Source organism: Coleofasciculus sp. LEGE 07092 (genome assembly GCF_015207375.1).
In the GTDB taxonomy this organism is placed as follows: Bacteria; Cyanobacteriota; Cyanobacteriia; order Cyanobacteriales; family Coleofasciculaceae; genus LEGE-07092.
In genome coordinates this window covers 118912-136021 of sequence record NZ_JADEWY010000001.1, presented here as the reverse complement: position 1 = coordinate 136021, position 17110 = coordinate 118912, and the positions used below count along the sequence as shown (strand labels likewise).

The following is a 17110-nucleotide window of genomic DNA, read 5'->3' as shown; positions in this document are numbered from 1 at the left end:
ACTACTAAGGATGTAAAAAATGCTGGAGTTGTATCAATTTGAACTGTCGCAATATTCCGAAAAAGTACGCCTTATCCTAGATTACAAAGGGCTGGCTTATCGCAAGATTGAAGTAACCCCAGGCGTCGGACAGCTAGAGTTGTTTCGTCTGTCTGGTCAGAGGAAGGTGCCAGTCTTAAAAGATGGCGATACCGTAGTCGCTGATTCTACCGCGATCGCAATGTATTTAGATCGTAAGTATCCAGACAGACCCCTAATTCCCACAGCAGCCAAAGAACGGGGACTGTGCCTACTGATGGAGGAATGGGCGGATCAGTCTATTGGTGTCAAGAGTCGCACCGTACTGTATGGGGCACTGAGTCAAAATCCCAGCTACCGGGCATCAATTTTGCCGTCAGATACACCCGATATCTTTAAAAACCTAGTCAGTGCAGTTCCGCCGCAACTCCTAGAAGTTGTGGGGACGGGTGTTGGGCTTGGCACTGACACAATCAAACAGGCAACCGATAGTCTCAAGCAAGACTTGGAAGCCCTTAGCCTGTTGCTCTCAGAAAGTGCTTACCTGGTGGGCAACTCCCCATCCTTGGCGGATTTTGCCGTCGCGGGTTTAAGCTTGCTTCTCAAGTTTCCAGAGGGTCCTTATCTAGATTTGCCGGACTCTCTCAAAGGACGAGGCATTCCCGGTTTAGCAGATAATAGCGCTTACGAAACCTTTTTCAACTGGCGCGATCGCGTTTATAGCGAGTATCGTCAGCCATCGACTTCGGCAACCTCGACTGGAACCAGTGGTTCGGCACCAACATCCATTGACATTGAGTAGGATTTAACGGAGATCTTGCAGTACTGGCAATAAACTCCAAGATACCGTAAGGTGGGCAGAGCAATTAATGATAGTATAAGCACTTCAGCTTTATAAATCTGCCCACCCTACCTAAAGCGCGATCGCACTACGGTTTGATTTCTTTATCTTGCTCCTATGCCAAAATATGACCTCTATGCCTGCATTCTGTTAAGATGCCGGAAAATTGGGTATCAAACGAAAACGAATGGGTGCAAGCAGAATTAGAGTTGCCAAAGATAAAGCAGATTTGATAAAAGCGTTAGTAGCATCGGGGGATACGACAGGACCGTTCCAAACCTACGCAGATGCGATCGCGTTTGCAGCAGCGTTGGGTGCCAAACGGAAGAAGCGATCGCCTTTGGGAGCCATTGCTAAAAAAGAACCAGCTCCCATTAGCATCGATATTTTTGTTTCCAGAGGCTATGAAGTGGTGATGAAATTATTGGCACTGGCTGAAACAAAAGATGCCAAAATTATTTCCTCATTTGATGGGAAATGGGAAGAGGAACGAATTCTTATTTTTGAGGAGTATGCGAATGGGGGGCTAGAAATTTTGCGAGATGAGTTGCGAGGAGCCGTGGATTATTCTGAACGGTTGGTGTTGGTTTTGAATGCGGAACGGGTGCAGCCAGTCCAACTGGAAGAGGAGTTTGATTTGAGTCGGTTTTTGGGGTAAATGTTCAATCCTTTAGCCCTTCGACTACGCTCAGGGCTAAAGCTTCGACAGCCGTGATCATGGCACGTTTCAGAGTTCATCTCAACGAATACCAGTAGCAGCAATCAGGGTGTCTCGAATTCCTGGCGTACAAACGAGTACTGGATTGCCCTCAGTGAGTCCCTTTCCCACCAAAAAATCACTCGTCCAGCCTCCCGCTTCCTGCACCAACAGCAAGCCCGCTAGAGCATCCCAAGGATAGTGATGGAGGTTCCAATAGCCGTCGAAGTGACCATCGGCAACCTGAGCGATGGCGAGTGCCCCTGCGCCTAGGCTGCGGGTATTACAATGCGCCTCCAGTAACGTCCGAGTAATGGTAAGGCAGCGATCAATGGGGGTTTTGGAGTGAAAATCAAAGGTTACAGTCGCCTTAGCCAGTTCGCTACACTTACTAACCTGGATTGGCTTACCATTGCAAGTAGCCCCGCAACCCCGACGTGCTGCGAATAACTCGTCAGCTACTGGATCGTAGACGATACCTATTTCAATCTGTCTTTCTAGAACATAAGCGATCGCAATGCAAAAAAAGGGGATACCCCGCACGAAGTTTGAGGTGCCATCAATGGGGTCAATTACCCAAAATTGGCTACCAGCAACACCACCACGTTCTTCTGCCAAAAAGCCATCTTCAGGGAAGCTTTGGGCTAAGTTACTAATGATGAGTTCTTCAACGTCGTGATCGGCTTTGCTGGTAACATCCTGGATGCCCTTGACTTCAATCGTTAACTGACTGAGATCAGCAAAATAACGCAGGGCAAGTTTGCCTGCACAACGAGCGATCGCGCAGGCGGCGAGGTAGCGTTGAGCTAAGTGGCAAGAGTCTTGATTTTCTGACATTTTCATTCGGTGAAGGGAATAGGGGACGAAGCGGATCGAGAATATGCCCTTATCGCCCCTAAAATAGGATAATGTCACCCCTCATGCAACCCTAATGAAAATTGTCACGCTACTAGGATTGTTAGCAGGAACCCTAACAACAATCTCTTTTCTGCCTCAAGTAATTAAAACTTGGAAATCTAAATCCGCTAAAGATATTTCCCTAGGAATGTTCTTGACTTTCTGCACCGGGGTATTTTTCTGGATAATTTACGGAACGTTAGTTCGAGATTTACCCATCATTGTGACTAACTTAGCAACCTTGGTACTCGCCTCAACGGTTCTGGGAATGAAACTCAAGTATGAAAGAGCCAGAAGGTAGCGGAAAAAACTACGTGAGTAGGGAGTAGGGAGTAGGGGGTAGGCTTTCACGCCTCGACTGAGCGCTCGCCGAACGTCCGTGAGCGTCAGTCGAACGGGAGTGGGTAAAAAAACTAAATGGACTTCACTGGTGTAGAAAACACTATGAAGAGGCTCTCTTATCTATTTTGAACAATTATCTGTATCCAAGTACTTAAACCAATTTTTTCGGAATCCATTTCACCAGCTTAGAAAGGCTATCTGTCCAATGAACGCAAGCACGTTGATGGGCTGGGAGTCTCTCTGTCAGGCGATCGAGATATTGTCCTGATAAGACAGAGCGCTGACAAAAGTAAGGGTGCCAAGGACGGCGGCTAAAGTAAGTAAAAAAGACGGCGTAGCGATTTAATTGGGTAGGGGGTTTGCCGCGATGGAAATTGCGAGCAGTATCAACAAAAATCACAGTACCTGCTGAACCTGTACAAGTAATCGTAGAATCTGAGGAAGGAGAGAGAGATAATTTTTGCAGGTATTCATCATTCACACTGATGTATTTATTTTGGATTGAATTACACAACAATTCATTGGTTTTTGACCGTAAGTATTGGAAAGGTCCTCCATCTTCGTCAACATCATTGATATAAAGACAAACCCTAAGCATACGTCGATCTTCTTGATCTCTATGCCAAACTCTTACTCCATGTTCTCTGCCGTCAGCGAGACTCAGTGTAAACAAAATGCCATCGTAAGCTACCGGAACACCAAGATACCTTTCAGCGATTTTCAATAGACGCTCTTCAAGTCCCCAATAAAATATCTCTGGGTATTCCATCAACTGCTCAGGAGTGGCAAGAATGGTAGGACTGGCTTTTGGAGTTGAGAGTGAAGTATTTTGGGCAAGGGTTTCTTGAATTTTTTTGGCTGCCTTCAAAAATTTTTGGGTATTCGGAATACCGAGGGATTCTAGTGAAGTCATGTAAATTCCTGTTTTCTCCAACTCTTCAACAATCCTTAAATCCCTTGAATCAAGAGTAGGCAATTTGCTCTCATGGTTTTTGAGAGATTGGATATATCGAGGGTAAAGGATATTTTTCTCAATGAAAGGAACTTTGGCAAAACTTCCGGCTAATTTTGAAGGTAGAGAAGAAGCTTCTTTGTATTCCCAAGTAGCTTTCCTCTTCAATTTTGCCAGTAAGATTTTAGCTTTGTCTAGGAATTTCGCTTGTTGCTGAGATGAGGAGAGCCAATCTCGATTTACAGCTTGGAGTTGTTGAGTCATATTTTTTGGGTTTTGATAATTTAATACACTTGCTCTAACCCATGCCTTGGGGAAAGGAAAAGAAGTAAACACACTTCCTTTCCCCAAGGCAATGACAAGTTTATGGTGCAAATTCCGATCAGTAGGGGTAAACCCCCTACAGACCACACAGTTTGCTTGTTCTGTCAAAAATCCTTACTGGAGTAGCACTCTGCCTCGCACCAGTTTAGAATTTCATACAAACAGATAGTTATAAAACTGTCGTGTTGGCAAGCTCATTAGCAGCGCTGAAATTGAACAATTCCTGGTTATTAGTAGAAGAGAGAATATCCATCTCACCACTGACTGTGTCTGCCACGCCCACCGGGATTTCATAAAGCCTAATGTTGCGAAATTGGCTAGAGGCAGTGGGGTTGGAGACATCATGATCATTGGCAAAAGTGAGGTAGTTCATTTCACCACTCAAGTAGTCTCCCACCCGAATTTGGTAACTTTGCCACCCGGAACTTGTTACATAGTCATCGAAGCTGTTAATTCCCCAATTTTGGGTGCCGGAGAGTTTGAAGAGTTGGTCACGGCTTAGGGAGTCATCGGTGTCAAAGCCAATACCTTGGATTTCTCCCTCAACATTACTTTGAAATTCAAACTCTAATAGAGTGTCAGGGGTAATGCTATAGTCGATACCCAATTTCTTCCAGCCGTTGCCTTCAATCTGGAGCGTCCTGTTGTCTTCAGAAATCGTGACTTGGGCGTTTTTGTCTTGTTGGTCCCCACCGTAAGATTTTAGGGTATAGGTATCTGGGGTTTGATTGAGAGTGAGTGCTACCTCTAGGGGGTCTTCATAAAGCCTAATGTTGCGAAATTGGCTAGAGGCAGTGGGGTTGGAGACATCATGATCATTGGCAAAAGTGAGGTAGTTCATTTCACCACTCAAGTAGTCTCCCACCCGAATTTGGTAACTTTGCCACCCGGAACTTGTTACATAGTCATCGAAGCTGTTAATTCCCCAATTTTGGGTGCCGGAGAGTTTGAAGAGTTGGTCACGGCTTAGGGAGTCATCGGTGTCAAAGCCAATACCTTGGATTTCTCCCTCAACATTACTTTGAAATTCAAACTCTAATAGAGTGTCAGGGGTAATGCTATAGTCGATACCCAATTTCTTCCAGCCGTTGCCTTCAATCTGGAGCGTCCTGTTGTCTTCAGAAATCGTGACTTGGGCGTTTTTGTCTTGTTTGTCGCCACCGTAGGATTCCAGGATAGAGGAAAATGTTATCAGATTGGGATCGTTATCGATTGAGTCATCTCCATTGCCGGGGTTGCCTGTGCCGAGATTACTGTCACCAATCAAGTCCAGTAGAGCATCATATTTGGGTGAACTCTGCTGATATAAACTTTCCAAATTCCCCCAACTACCCCATTTACTGGGTTTACCAATATCGCTAAAGTTAGCAAACACGCCTCCACCGAGTTCGTTCCATTTGGTGAAGTATTCTCTATAGATATCCCCCATGCGCGGATCGCGGTTTGCGGCGATAAACAGGTTGGTGATAGCTTTATTGTCTTCTACCCCAAGGTGTCCGACAAGGTGCTGACCACCTTCATAAGCGATTAAGTCCAAGCCCTGTTGTTTAGCCAGATCGATATAATTAGCAGTCCAGTCATAGGCTTGCTTTAATGCGCCACCTTCGACTCCATTACTCAAGACTCCTCCCTGAGTAATTTCCTGAAAGAGCTTGTTGAGTCCACCATCTGAGTCTTTCGTCCAGCTTTCAACTTCAGCCGCATTTGTAGGGCTACCCAGATAATTGCCAAAGTAAGGGGCAATAGCGATCGCATCAATCCCATAGTCAGCATGAGACTTTTGATCAGATGACCAGGCATACTCTAAGGCTCTACTTGCCGTCCAGGGGTTTGCTGCCTGGGCTGCCATTACTCCAATGACTCGGTTTTTATCAGCATCGAAGACACTATCCCAAATCTGAGTAATCTCAGTTGTCCGTTTGCTGTACCAGTCGCGTCCCTTTGTATAGTCACTTGTACCTGAATCTGACCATTCTTTTTTACCCTGTTCTATTGCCCAGCTAGCTTGCTGAAATTGACCATTCCAGACTTCATTGGAGAATTCGACGTAAACGTTGAGGTTGGGGTCGAGATTCTTCTGAACAATCTGTGCAAAATTAGTGATGTATTCATTCGTAGCTTGATGTGGCATGGTGAACCAAGGATCGACACCTGTTTGATTCGCCAGTTCAACCATGATCTCTACGGGTACACCTGACCCTGCATAGGTGGGGTTTTCGACTTTTGTCCGGGCGCTCCATTCACTTTGCTGAGAGTTATTGGTAGCCATCCAGTCCATAAAACGGAGGACTGAATAATCGTCAGTTTTTTCAACAAAATCCGGATTAAAGATAACCGATTCGTAATTGTTTTCGTACTTTTCTGGAACGACCCGAATATTGCGAATGTAATTTCCAGTACCGTTCGGATCAGTTTCAGTAATTTTCAGATGAATACCACCATTAGATGGCGTAACATTAATTACATCTCTGCCAGGAGCCGAAGCCGTCTGATCGATTTTGCCGTCAAAACCATATTCAAGCGTGCCTTCACCATCGTAGAGAACAACATAGTTTCCGCCAGGATAGTTTCCACCCGTGTCTCTAAACAGGAGCGTGCCAACATAGGTGTAATCTGCGGAAGGATTTTCTGCACTCGGCAAGGATTTGATCCAATCATTCTCGTCTAGGTTTAGCTCATCGTATTCCTTAGTGTTCCAAACTCCATTACCTTGGGTAATCCAGGGTCTAGAAGATTTAAAAGCATCCAGAAAAGGGAATTGGGTAGACCAATCAGCAATTCCAGCAAGATTGGTTCCTATCTGGATAGGATTTGTGTTGTTCAGTGCAGTCATTTTTTACTCCTAATTTATGACAACAAAAACTCAGGATTACTACACAGCAATTAGTAGGCACCCCCTAAGTTTGGTCGTCAAAAAAATGACCACCTTCCGTTAAATAATCAATGTTTTTCTTAAGCTTCTGTTGAAATTATTACTGTTTGTAATGGGCTTTTTGCTAATAGAGTGACAGTTCATTAGGTGGCACATATTCATTGAATCAAAAACCGTTTTTTCTCTTTTAAAATTGTTTTCAAGTTATAGCGTTTCTCTATCTGGTGAGGTACACCATGATGAAGGCAGGGAATAGGCTTTTGCCGTGAGCGTCAGCCGAACGGGAGTGGGGAGTAGGGAATGAAACTGTATCTCATGGGTGTAGTCATGTCATGAAACCAATTTTGCCCAATACTGGAAAGTCGCATCGGCGAAGCAGGCGACCACCAAATCTGGGGGGATGATGGCGATGACATCCTAAGTAGTCAGACAAAATAAATTACACAACATATAACCTGAAAATCCCTCCTTGTAAGGCTTGTCAAAAATTACCTGTGTAAATAGTTCTGTCCAAGTACTTACGAGGCGGTTTAGGCAACGACACCCTAACCCCTGCCCTTAAAAAGGCTACGGGGCTACATACAGCAAAAGCGATTTAAAAGCAAGATGTTGTACACGTTAGCCATACGAAGGGGGGAAACCTTCAGCAAATCCCCCTTCAGATGCCAGAATGACCCAACGCCAAACCCGCAACCAGCATCCCCAGTACCAAAAACGGTTGAGCACTCGCTTGATATTTCACGTCATTTTCCAGGGGAGCTCGCAAGAAGTACATATCTTGGAAAGTGATTTGGGGAATAATTAACAGCAGCAGAATAGCGGCATAGAGATTTTGGTGAATGCTAATTAAATAACCCGCAATCCCGGCTTGAAAGATATCAATCATCAGTACGCAAATCCAAGCCGCAGTACCAACACCGAACATCACAGGAATGGACTTCAGACCCAATTGACGATCGCCTTCCACACTCTTGAAGTCGTTAACTACCGCAATTCCCAAGCCAGCCAGACTGTAGATGAGAGTAAGAATCACAATCGTCCAATTGAGGTCGCCAAACAAGGCATGACCTGTCCACCAGGGAAGGGCGATGTAGCTAGAACCGAGGGCGTAGTTCCCAAGCCAGCCATTTTTTTTCAGTTTCAGGGGTGGGGCGGAGTAGATGTATGCCAGGAAAGCACCGCCTAGGGCAAGACAGGTGATAATGGGAAACTCATGACCTGTCCAAACATCCAAAGCGTAGGCAATGCCAAGACCAGTGAAAAATAGTACTAGAATTTGGGCAATGACCTGAGGTACGGAAATAGCACCGGATGGGATAGGGCGGTAGGGTTCGTTAATTGCATCCAGTTCGCGATCGTAAAAGTCATTCAGAGTTTGGGTATAACCTGCCATCAAAGGACCCGCTAGCAGCATACAGGTAGCAGCTTTGAGAATGTCTTCTAGCGTCCAACTATACCCACCAGAGGATGCCGCCCCACAGACGACACCCCAAATCAGGGGAATCCAGGTAATCGGTTTCATTAACTGGAGGCGAATTTTCCAAATTGACTTTTCACCAGGGGCAGCACCTTTCATGCCCAGTAGCTGTCGGGTTTGGGCGCTGCGATCGCTTGCGTTGGTTTGGGAGGAGTCAGACATAGGTTTAGTGTTAATCTTTGTTTAGGAGTCAGGAGTCAGGAGTCAGGAGTCAGAATTCAGAAGTTAGGAAATAGGAACTGAAATTAAAAATCTAACTTCTAAATTTGATTGAGCAACTACATAATAATTCTTTCATGATAGTTCTGAACCATGGGCAGCTAAACGAATCAGCTTTTCTGGTGAATCTCCTCTGAAGGCATTTAAACGAGACACTCGGTAAGGGTCACTCCACCAGCCTAACCTCAGCATTTCGTTGTTGTACAGGTAGCCGGATAAATAATATTTGGTGGTATAGTCTCTAACTTTTCTATTGACTTCATTGTAGGGATAGGCAAAGTGAGCCGCTACTGTCTCCGTATTTCTACTACCTATCAAGCACCCTTTCAATATGTCTTTGCCGTCCGATAGTTCATCTATCAACTCTTTCTCATCAAGTTCAGTTAGTTTTTTATGGCTAAATCCATGGGCTTGAATATCAAAATATCCTTTTTGGAATCCCTCGTTAATATTCTGACAATTCATGTACTTTGACGATTTTCCGTTTTCAGCAGCGTTCACTGACTTTGGGTTTAAAAATAGAACCACTTTAACTTTTTGACCCGATTTTGCCTCTAATTTTTCGAGGAGGGGTAATAAATACTCGTACATACTCTTCAATCCATCATCAAAGGTGAGCATGATGGGCTTTTGCCCGAGATGAGACTCAGGGATGGGTTGAGAGTCGGTTAAGAAATAGCGGTGGAGTTCATTGGTATCTAGAAACCAGTAATTTTCTGCAACCAGATGAGTCAAAACTTGTTCTAAATCCTGTGTTCTGTAGTCGAGATAAGATTCTTTTTCAACTCGATCCTCAATTATATTATGAAATCCAAAAATCGGGATTTTGATCGCCCAGTTATCCATTAAAAACCAGGCGATCGCACCGATGAAACCCGCTAGTAAAACCCCGATCGAGATGATCTGTAGTTTCTTAAATTGGGTGAACATCTTCGCTTTAGAACGAAATTGTCAGATACCGATCTTGGAACTTCGCCCCTTTTACAGGTTGACCGCTCAGTTGAGGGGGGAGTATGATGTTACGCCGCTGATCTCCGGCTTCGATGGTGACTTCGGGACCATATTGGGTGAGTTTTACCTGCTTTTTGTCGAAACCTGGTAAGAATAAGCGGACTTGACGAGATGATGTATCTATGATAATAGGCTTGGGCGCTTGTGCCGCCTGTTTGAAATCGGGCAGGGCATCGATTAGGGGTTGCCAGTCATCGGTAGATGACAATTGAGGCAAGGCGCTAACCGTCAGGGGGTCAAATTCTGCCGCTAAGGTTTCTGTTGCCGGGATTTGGTTGAGCAGGACACCACCAACCGTAAGATTGACTTGTTGGGCACTGCCCCAGAGGTACTTGGCAGTAGCGAGGGCAGCGGTGTCACCTGTAGTTACCACGTAAGCAGCAACGCGGTTGGGGTCGGCGACGGCAGATCTGCCTTGGTCGAGTATTTGGTTCGTTTGTTTAGTGGGTTGTTGGGCAAAGTCATCAGGTGTCCACGTCACATTGAGAATAGCGCTGGTGACAGGTTGAACGAAGGGGGAGATAGCTTTGCCGAGGTCGGACTCGGTAAAAACTTGGCGGAAGCGACGAATATACCAGCTAAAGATTTCTGGCAATCCTAGCATCCGTAGGGTAGCTTGGTCGCCGCTGCCGTCGTAGATGATGGTATCGTAGTTACCGCTGCTGTCGTATTCCCGGATAGCATTCAGGGCGAGGGCGGTGTCCATGCCAGGTAAGACGCCTAGTTCTTGACCGAAGACGTTTTTTAAGGTGGGCGATCGCAAATATTGCGCCTCTAGCTTTTTAACCTCTTCCCAGCTCCGTTCCAAAAGGAGTGTACTCTGGAGCTGGACGGCTTTGAGGTTCGCCCCAACTTCTTGGGGTTCTGAACTGGGTGTTGCCCCCAGCAGCAATCCGAAGGCGGGCGATGGGTCTTGCCCGACTAGAAGTACTCGTTGACCGAGGCTAGAGAGTTGTTTGGCGGCGGCGATCGCGATCGTGGTGCGACCGGTGCCGCCTTTGCCTAAGAAAGTAAGAATGAAAGCCATGTTTTCTCAACGCTGCTTATCGATGTGCCTCTAAGGTTTGAAAATGGGGAGTAGGGAGTAGGCTATCTACTCTATGGCTTTGAGTTCGTCTTCAAAAAACCAGGTGCCAGTTTTGTCGTCAAACTCAACGAAGGCACCAACACCGCTACCATCTGTCATCTTGAAGTCTTTGATGGTGCCGACTTTCCCCAGTTTCTTGACGATTTGGGGGGACACACGGTCTCTGAGGCGGCAGACTTGAACTTTTTGACCTATCTCCATTACTGCTTCTAGTGCTTCCAATAGGATTAACCATTCCAAAGTGTAGCGGAATCTGGGACTCAGGGTGAGATATTGGGGGTAAGGAGAAGACGTGGAAATTCCTTACCCCTGATTCAGAGACTCCTCATTTTCACCTTAGGATAAAGGCAGTTGGCTCACAGCCTGAGTTTTTGTTGCTAGTAACTTAAATCTTTGTTTGAATGGTGAACTGAGGATGAGGTGCTTGCGATCGCGGGCAAGATAGAATAAAGTTCCCTAAAGGCTTGATGCCTATTGGGTCATGTCCGGATAATAGCGATAGGTCAATGAAGGGAACTTTAGAGGCTCAATTGGCTTAATGGGGAGAGAGATTGTTCGGGTGCAAGGTGTGTTGTGAGGACATGAGTAGTGTTGAGATCAATGCGAGGAGTTGTCAGTAAGGTTGGCAGGATAAGGCAGTGGCTACCAGGAGATGAGCAGTGGTGGGCGAAATTTGATTTGCTGCGGACGTTGGTTCGTCGGGATTTAGATGCGCGGTATAAGGGTTCGGTATTGGGCAATTTGTGGCCCCTGTTGAATCAACTGTCGCAGTTGCTGATTTATACTTACGTCTTTTCGATTGTTCTGAAGGTGAAGCTGAGCCTAAAGGGGTTGCCAGCCGATAGCAGCCTTACCTTCGGGTTGTGGTTGTTTGCGGGATTACTGCCCTGGATTGCGTTTACGGGTGGGTTGATGCAGGCAGCAGGTTCAGTGGTGGGGCAGCCGAATTTGGTGAAGAAGGTGGTGTTTCCGCTGACGTTGTTGCCGTTGGTGCCTGTGTTTTCAACATTTATTGAGAGTGCATGTGGTTTAGCCGCCTTGATTGTTTTGGTGACGGTATCATCAGGAACACTAAACTCGACACTAGCGCTATTGCCGTTGGTTTGGATACCACAGTTGTTGTTGACGGCAGGGTTGGGGTATTTAGCAGCGGGGTTGACGGTATTTTTGCGCGATATTCCCCAGACGTTGGGGGTGGTTTTAAATCTTTGGTTTTATATGACGCCGATTGTGTATCCGGCTTCGGTGATTCCGGATACGTGGCGGGATTGGGTGTTCTGGTTGAATCCACTAGCGGCGATCGGTGAAGTTTATCGTGATTTGGTGTTAGTGGGAGAGGTTAATCACTGGGGAGAGTGGGGTGTAGCTACTGCGATATCTTTGATGGTATTTTATTTGGGTTTATCAGTGTATCGGCGATTGCGTCCAGCATTTGCTGATGTATTGTAAGCTTGGATTGACTGCTTGATTTGTTAGTGTTTGCAGTCGGTGGTGTGGTGATGAGTGAAATAGCAATTTCGTTGAAGAATGTATCGAAGTGTTTTAAGCGATATACTCGTCCTGTAGATCGGTTGAAGGAACTGTTATTGCCAGGGAAGAGTCGGGCGGATGAGTTTTGGGCGTTGCGGGATATCAATTTGGAGGTTCTGAAAGGACACACTCTGGGAATTGTTGGGCGGAATGGTTCAGGTAAAAGTACCTTATTGCAGATTATTGTTGGAACACTGACACCAACAACGGGTCAAGTACAACTCAATGGTCGGGTTTCAGCCTTATTAGAACTTGGAAGTGGATTTAATCCGGAGTTTACTGGACGGCAGAATGTATTTTTTAACGGGCGGTTGCTGGGGTTAAGCCAAAAGGAAGTAGAAAATAAGTTTGATGAGATTGCTCGGTTTGCTGATATTGGAGATTTTATCGAGCAGCCTGTTAAAACCTATTCCAGTGGGATGTTTGTCCGTTTAGCATTTGCCGTTGCTATTAGCGTGAACCCAGATATTTTGGTGGTGGATGAGGCGCTGGCTGTTGGGGATGAGGCATTTCAACGTAAGTGTTTTTCTCGTATCCAATCCATCCAAGAGCGGGGCGGGACAATTTTATTTGTTTCTCATTCGGCTACTTCAGTTGTAGAATTATGTGATCAGGCTGTTTTGGTAGATAGCGGAGAGTTATTATTGTCAGGATCTCCCAAATTAGTGGTTTCTAAGTACCAGAAGCTTATTTATGCACCGAGTGAGAAACTAGAGGCATTGCGTCAGGAAATTCGCGAAATCAATTCCCAATTGTTTAGGGGATCGGGAAAAACGGCTGTCATCTCAGATCAAACCGTTCCGGGAAGTACTAGTAAAATAAGCCTCCAAAAACCCAGCGCTTTTTACGACCCCGGTTTAATCCCTCAAAGCACCATTTCCTATATCTCTCAGGGTGCAAAGATTGAGAATCCTTGCATTTTTAGTAAGGAGGGAAAAGTTGTCAATGTCTTGGCTAGAGGGAAGGAGTATATTTACACTTACCAGGTTAAATTTACTGAGGTTGCTTATAAGGTAAGATTTGGTATGCTAATCAAAACGCTTAGCGGCTTTGAACTAGGTGGTGCAGCCTCTCATAGTTTAGAAAATGCGGTTGACTGTATAGAGCCAGGTAGTCTAGTTCAAGTGGAATTCAAGTTTTCTTGTTACTTGCTGCCAGGAGTGTATTTCGTTAATGCTGGAGTGGTTGGAACAATAGATTACACGGAAACTTATCTAGACCGGTGTATTGATGCTGCCATGTTTAGAGTACAACCCGAAGATAACTTGCTGGCTAATACTATTATTGATTTTAATATAGAACCTAGTGTTCTTTTAATGCAGCAGCAAGTTACGGCGTAATAGAATTGGGTTTGCTGGATTTTATTGTCTTGTAAAATTGGCTTTATAGGGTGAACTACTAGGCGTTTACGATTGAGTGAAAGTACTACGATTCATTGCTGATTTAATGAATAATCAGAAATTTACACAGTCGGTTTTTGTTATTACCGGAATGCATCGTTCCGGCACGTCTCTTGTAGCATCATTGCTTCAGAGTTCAGGCGTAGATATTGGTGAAAGGCTAATGCCTCCAGCTCAGGGCAATATCAAGGGATACTTTGAAAATTTAGATTGGGTGGAGTTTCACGAAGAAGTTTTGTCTGCCCAAGGGATTAATCGATCTGGATGGACTGTAGAAAAACACATTGAGGTTCCAGAGCAATTTTTAGAAAGAGCAAAATTTCTCGTACAGGCTAACTCATCTAAGAGGTTGTGGGGATGGAAAGATCCGCGAACCACTCTCTTCTTGGATTTTTGGGAAAATTTAATTCCCACGGCATTTTTTTTACTTCTATATCGGACACCTTGGGAAGTCATTGATTCTTTATACCGACGGGGTAACACTGGCGATGAAGTATTCCATAGTAATCCTAATTTTGCTATTAAAATATGGCTAAACTACAACCAAGAAATTTTAAAATTTTATGAGCAATTTCCCGAACGTTGTCTTTTAATTGATATTCAAAGTATAACTTATGACCCTAATGTTTTAGTCCAAGCCATTAAGGATAAATTTAGAATTTCACTCAATTATCCTGCCGCAGATATATACGAAGCTTCATTACTTAAGACTCAGCCCCTTAATTCGCACCGCTCTGCCTTATTAAGGCATTACTTTCCTGAGGTATGGAAGTTTTACCATGAACTTAAAGCAAAGGCGTTGACACCTGATAAGCTTTCGGGTTCGTCTGATCCTGAACCGCTGCAACTGCCATCTTATGAAGCCTGGGTTCTTCAAGATTGGCTCGATGTTAGGAAGCTAGAACGGGAGACTTCAAAGTTACAGGCTCAAATAGAGCAAACTCAAGCAGAACTAGTCCAGTCTCACAAACAAGAGGAGCAAACTCAAGCAGAACTAACACAATTACAATCCCAACTCGAACATACTCAGGCGGAACTAACACAATCACAATCCCAACTCGAACATACTCAGGCGGAACTAACACAATCACAATCCCAACTCGAACATACTCAGGCGGAACTAACACAATCACAATCCCAACTCGAACATACTCAGGCGGAACTAACACAATCACAATCCCAACTCGAACATACTCAGGCGGAACTAACACAATCACAATCCCAACTCGAACATACTCAGGCGGAACTAACACAATCACAATCCCAACTCGAACATACTCAGGCGGAACTAACACAATCACAATCCCAACTCGAACATACTCAGGCGGAACTGACACAATCACAATCCCAACTCGAACATACTCAGGCGGAACTGACACACTTGTGGCTCACAATTGCGGCAATGGAAAGTAGTAAGTTTTGGCAACTGCGAGCAATATGGTTTCGGTTTAGGCGTGCCTTTGGGATAGCCGAGGATGTTAGCTTACTGCCTAGGCAATTATTTTCACGAGCGAAGTACTTTTATGCTGTTTTAAGAGTTAAAGGTTTCCGGTACGGACTAGCTAAGTTATCCGAGAAAAGTTTTCAAAGGCTTAAATGGGAGGCGCAGCAAGTTGAAGTGTTGCCGGAAGTTCCTCAAAGTGAGAATATTAACTATCAAAAGTGGCTAAATAAAAACTATCCCAAGCAGACGGATTTGGGAAAAATGGCTAGGAGAGTAGGAATAGTAAGATACAAACCTACTATCAGCATTATTATGCCTGTATTCAATCCGCCTGAGCATTTTTTGAGAGAGGCAATTGAGTCGGTTTTAAATCAGGTCTATCCCTATTGGGAGCTATGCATCGCTGATGATGCATCAACAAAGCCTTATGTTCAATCAGTTCTTAAAGACTATGAGGCAAAAGATACTAGAATAAAACTTTTTTTCAGAGAAGAAAATGGTCATATTTCTCGGGCTTCTAACTCAGCTTTGGAAATAGCGACAGGTGAGTTTGTCGTCCTACTGGATCACGATGATTTGTTGACACCCGATGCTTTATATGAAGCAGTTTTACTGCTCAATAAGCATCCTAATGCAGACATGATATATTCAGATGAAGATAAGCTTCTAGAAGATGGAAAACTCGGCGAACCCTTTTTTAAACCAGACTGGTGCCATGACTCATTTTTGTCTCGGATGTATACTTGCCACCTAGGAATCTATCGACGCTCTCTGATTAATGAAATAGGGGGATTTAGAGATGGTTATGAAGGAAGTCAAGATTACGACTTAGTCTTGAGGTTAACGGAGAAAACAAACCATATATTTCACATTCCTAAAATTTTATATCATTGGCGCGTTCACTCGGATTCCACGGCGAGTCGATTAATTAGCAAGAGTTATGCAACTGACGCAGCACGTAAGGCTATTTTAGATGCTCTTCAAAGAAGAGGGGAATCTGGTAGAGTAGTTACCGTAGCTGGAGGGTATCACATAGTTAGATACGCAATTAAGGATTTCAAGCTTGTCAGTATAATTATTCCAACTAAAAACTTAGGGAATCTCCTTGAAAAATGCCTGAATTCTATTTTTGTAAAAACCAAGTATCCTAATTATGAGGTATTACTAATTGATAATGGCAGCACCGAAGCCAAAGCTCGCGAGGTCATTGAGCAATGGAAAATTAGAGAGCCAGATAGGTTTAGATGCGAGGTGCTAGACATTCCCTTCAATTTTCCCAAACTAAATAATTATGCAGTTAAGCGCTCAAAAGGTGACTACCTGCTGTTCTTAAATAACGATACAGAAGTGCTAACTCCTGATTGGATAGACGCAATGGTTGAACAGGCTCAACGACCTTGTATTGGAGCAGTTGGCGCTCTCTTGTTATACCCCGATAACACCATTCAACACGCTGGAGTTGTAGTAGGTGTGGGGGGAGTTGCTGGTCACAGCCACAAGCATTATCCCTCTAATTCTTCCGGATATTTTAACCGGATTCAAACGGTCAATAACTACTCGGCTGTAACAGCCGCCTGCTTAATGTGTCGGCGAGAAATATTTGAAACGGTTGGAGGATTTGAAGAAGAACTATCAGTAGCATTTAATGATGTTGATTTCTGCCTTAAGATAATTAAAAAAGGTTACAGAAATATCTATTTGCCTCATGTAGTACTTTATCACTACGAGTCAAAGAGCCGTGGTTATGAGGACACTCCTGAAAAGCAAGCTCGATTTATTAAGGAAATAGACTATATGCAGAAAAAGTGGAAAAAATTTATTGAACATGATTCTTGTTATAGCCCAAATCTTACAAGAGATCGTGAAGACTACGGCATTAATATATAAATATGGAATTCACAGAAGACTATATAAACATCTTAGACTAATGCATGAGGTATTCTGCTTTTATGCCAACTGTAAAATCATACTTCTTTAAACTATAGCAATCAATAAAGCT

General features: G+C 44.4%; 13 protein-coding genes. 6 read left to right on the top strand and 7 right to left on the bottom strand.

Annotation, left to right across the window (positions count from 1 at the left end):
- The first annotated feature begins 19 nt into the window (after positions 1–19).
- Both IQ257_RS00580 and IQ257_RS00575 read left to right on the top strand, forming a co-directional pair.
- Positions 20–820, top strand: coding sequence for a glutathione S-transferase family protein (locus IQ257_RS00580; protein WP_193872909.1), 801 nt, complete (start codon positions 20–22; stop codon positions 818–820).
- A gap of 226 nt (positions 821–1046) precedes the next feature.
- On the top strand, positions 1047–1517 hold the full coding sequence (locus tag IQ257_RS00575; protein ID WP_193872908.1) for a DNA phosphorothioation-associated protein 4: 471 nt from the start codon (positions 1047–1049) through the stop codon (positions 1515–1517).
- An 81-nt stretch (positions 1518–1598) separates the two neighbouring features.
- On the opposite strand, the gene IQ257_RS00570 is transcribed toward IQ257_RS00575, so the two are convergent.
- Complete coding sequence (locus tag IQ257_RS00570; protein ID WP_193872907.1) at positions 1599–2393, bottom strand: inositol monophosphatase family protein; 795 nt, start codon at positions 2391–2393, stop codon at positions 1599–1601.
- 94 nt (positions 2394–2487) lie between these two features.
- On the opposite strand from IQ257_RS00570, the gene IQ257_RS00565 reads away from it, so the two are divergent.
- Positions 2488–2754: a SemiSWEET transporter gene (locus IQ257_RS00565; protein ID WP_193872906.1), complete on the top strand. Its 267-nt coding sequence runs from the start codon at positions 2488–2490 to the stop codon at positions 2752–2754.
- 192 nt (positions 2755–2946) lie between these two features.
- Here IQ257_RS00565 and IQ257_RS00560 read toward each other — a convergent pair whose 3' ends face one another.
- From IQ257_RS00560 to IQ257_RS00535, 6 genes are all read right to left on the bottom strand, one after another.
- Positions 2947–4011, bottom strand: coding sequence for a hypothetical protein (locus tag IQ257_RS00560; protein ID WP_193872905.1), 1065 nt, complete (start codon positions 4009–4011; stop codon positions 2947–2949).
- 229 nt (positions 4012–4240) lie between these two features.
- Entirely contained in the window at positions 4241–6904 is a 2664-nt protein-coding gene (locus tag IQ257_RS00555; protein ID WP_193932885.1) for a hypothetical protein, read from the bottom strand.
- A gap of 697 nt (positions 6905–7601) precedes the next feature.
- Positions 7602–8582 carry a chlorophyll synthase ChlG gene (gene chlG / locus IQ257_RS00550; RefSeq protein WP_193872903.1) on the bottom strand — a complete coding sequence of 327 codons (981 nt, stop codon included), beginning with the start codon at positions 8580–8582 and terminating at the stop codon, positions 7602–7604.
- A gap of 132 nt (positions 8583–8714) precedes the next feature.
- Positions 8715–9569: a polysaccharide deacetylase family protein gene (locus IQ257_RS00545; protein ID WP_193872902.1), complete on the bottom strand. Its 855-nt coding sequence runs from the start codon at positions 9567–9569 to the stop codon at positions 8715–8717.
- Positions 9570–9576: 7 nt separating this feature from the next.
- A complete protein-coding gene (locus IQ257_RS00540; protein WP_193872901.1) occupies positions 9577–10677 on the bottom strand; it encodes an ArsA family ATPase in 1101 nt (366 codons plus the stop codon).
- A 66-nt stretch (positions 10678–10743) separates the two neighbouring features.
- Positions 10744–10938, bottom strand: a complete 195-nt coding sequence (locus tag IQ257_RS00535; RefSeq protein ID WP_193872941.1) for a DUF2862 domain-containing protein — start codon at positions 10936–10938, stop codon at positions 10744–10746.
- A 399-nt stretch (positions 10939–11337) separates the two neighbouring features.
- Here IQ257_RS00535 and IQ257_RS00530 point away from each other — a divergent pair, with 399 nt between their 5' ends.
- The 3 genes from IQ257_RS00530 to IQ257_RS00520 all read left to right on the top strand — a co-directional run bounded on the left by IQ257_RS00530 (position 11338) and on the right by IQ257_RS00520 (position 16998).
- Positions 11338–12186, top strand: coding sequence for an ABC transporter permease (locus IQ257_RS00530; RefSeq protein WP_193872940.1), 849 nt, complete (start codon positions 11338–11340; stop codon positions 12184–12186).
- A 50-nt stretch (positions 12187–12236) separates the two neighbouring features.
- On the top strand, positions 12237–13607 hold the full coding sequence (locus IQ257_RS00525) for an ABC transporter ATP-binding protein (protein ID WP_193872939.1): 1371 nt from the start codon (positions 12237–12239) through the stop codon (positions 13605–13607).
- Positions 13608–13713: 106 nt separating this feature from the next.
- Entirely contained in the window at positions 13714–16998 is a 3285-nt protein-coding gene (locus IQ257_RS00520) for a glycosyltransferase (RefSeq protein WP_193932884.1), read from the top strand.
- The last annotated feature ends 112 nt before the right edge of the window (positions 16999–17110 follow it).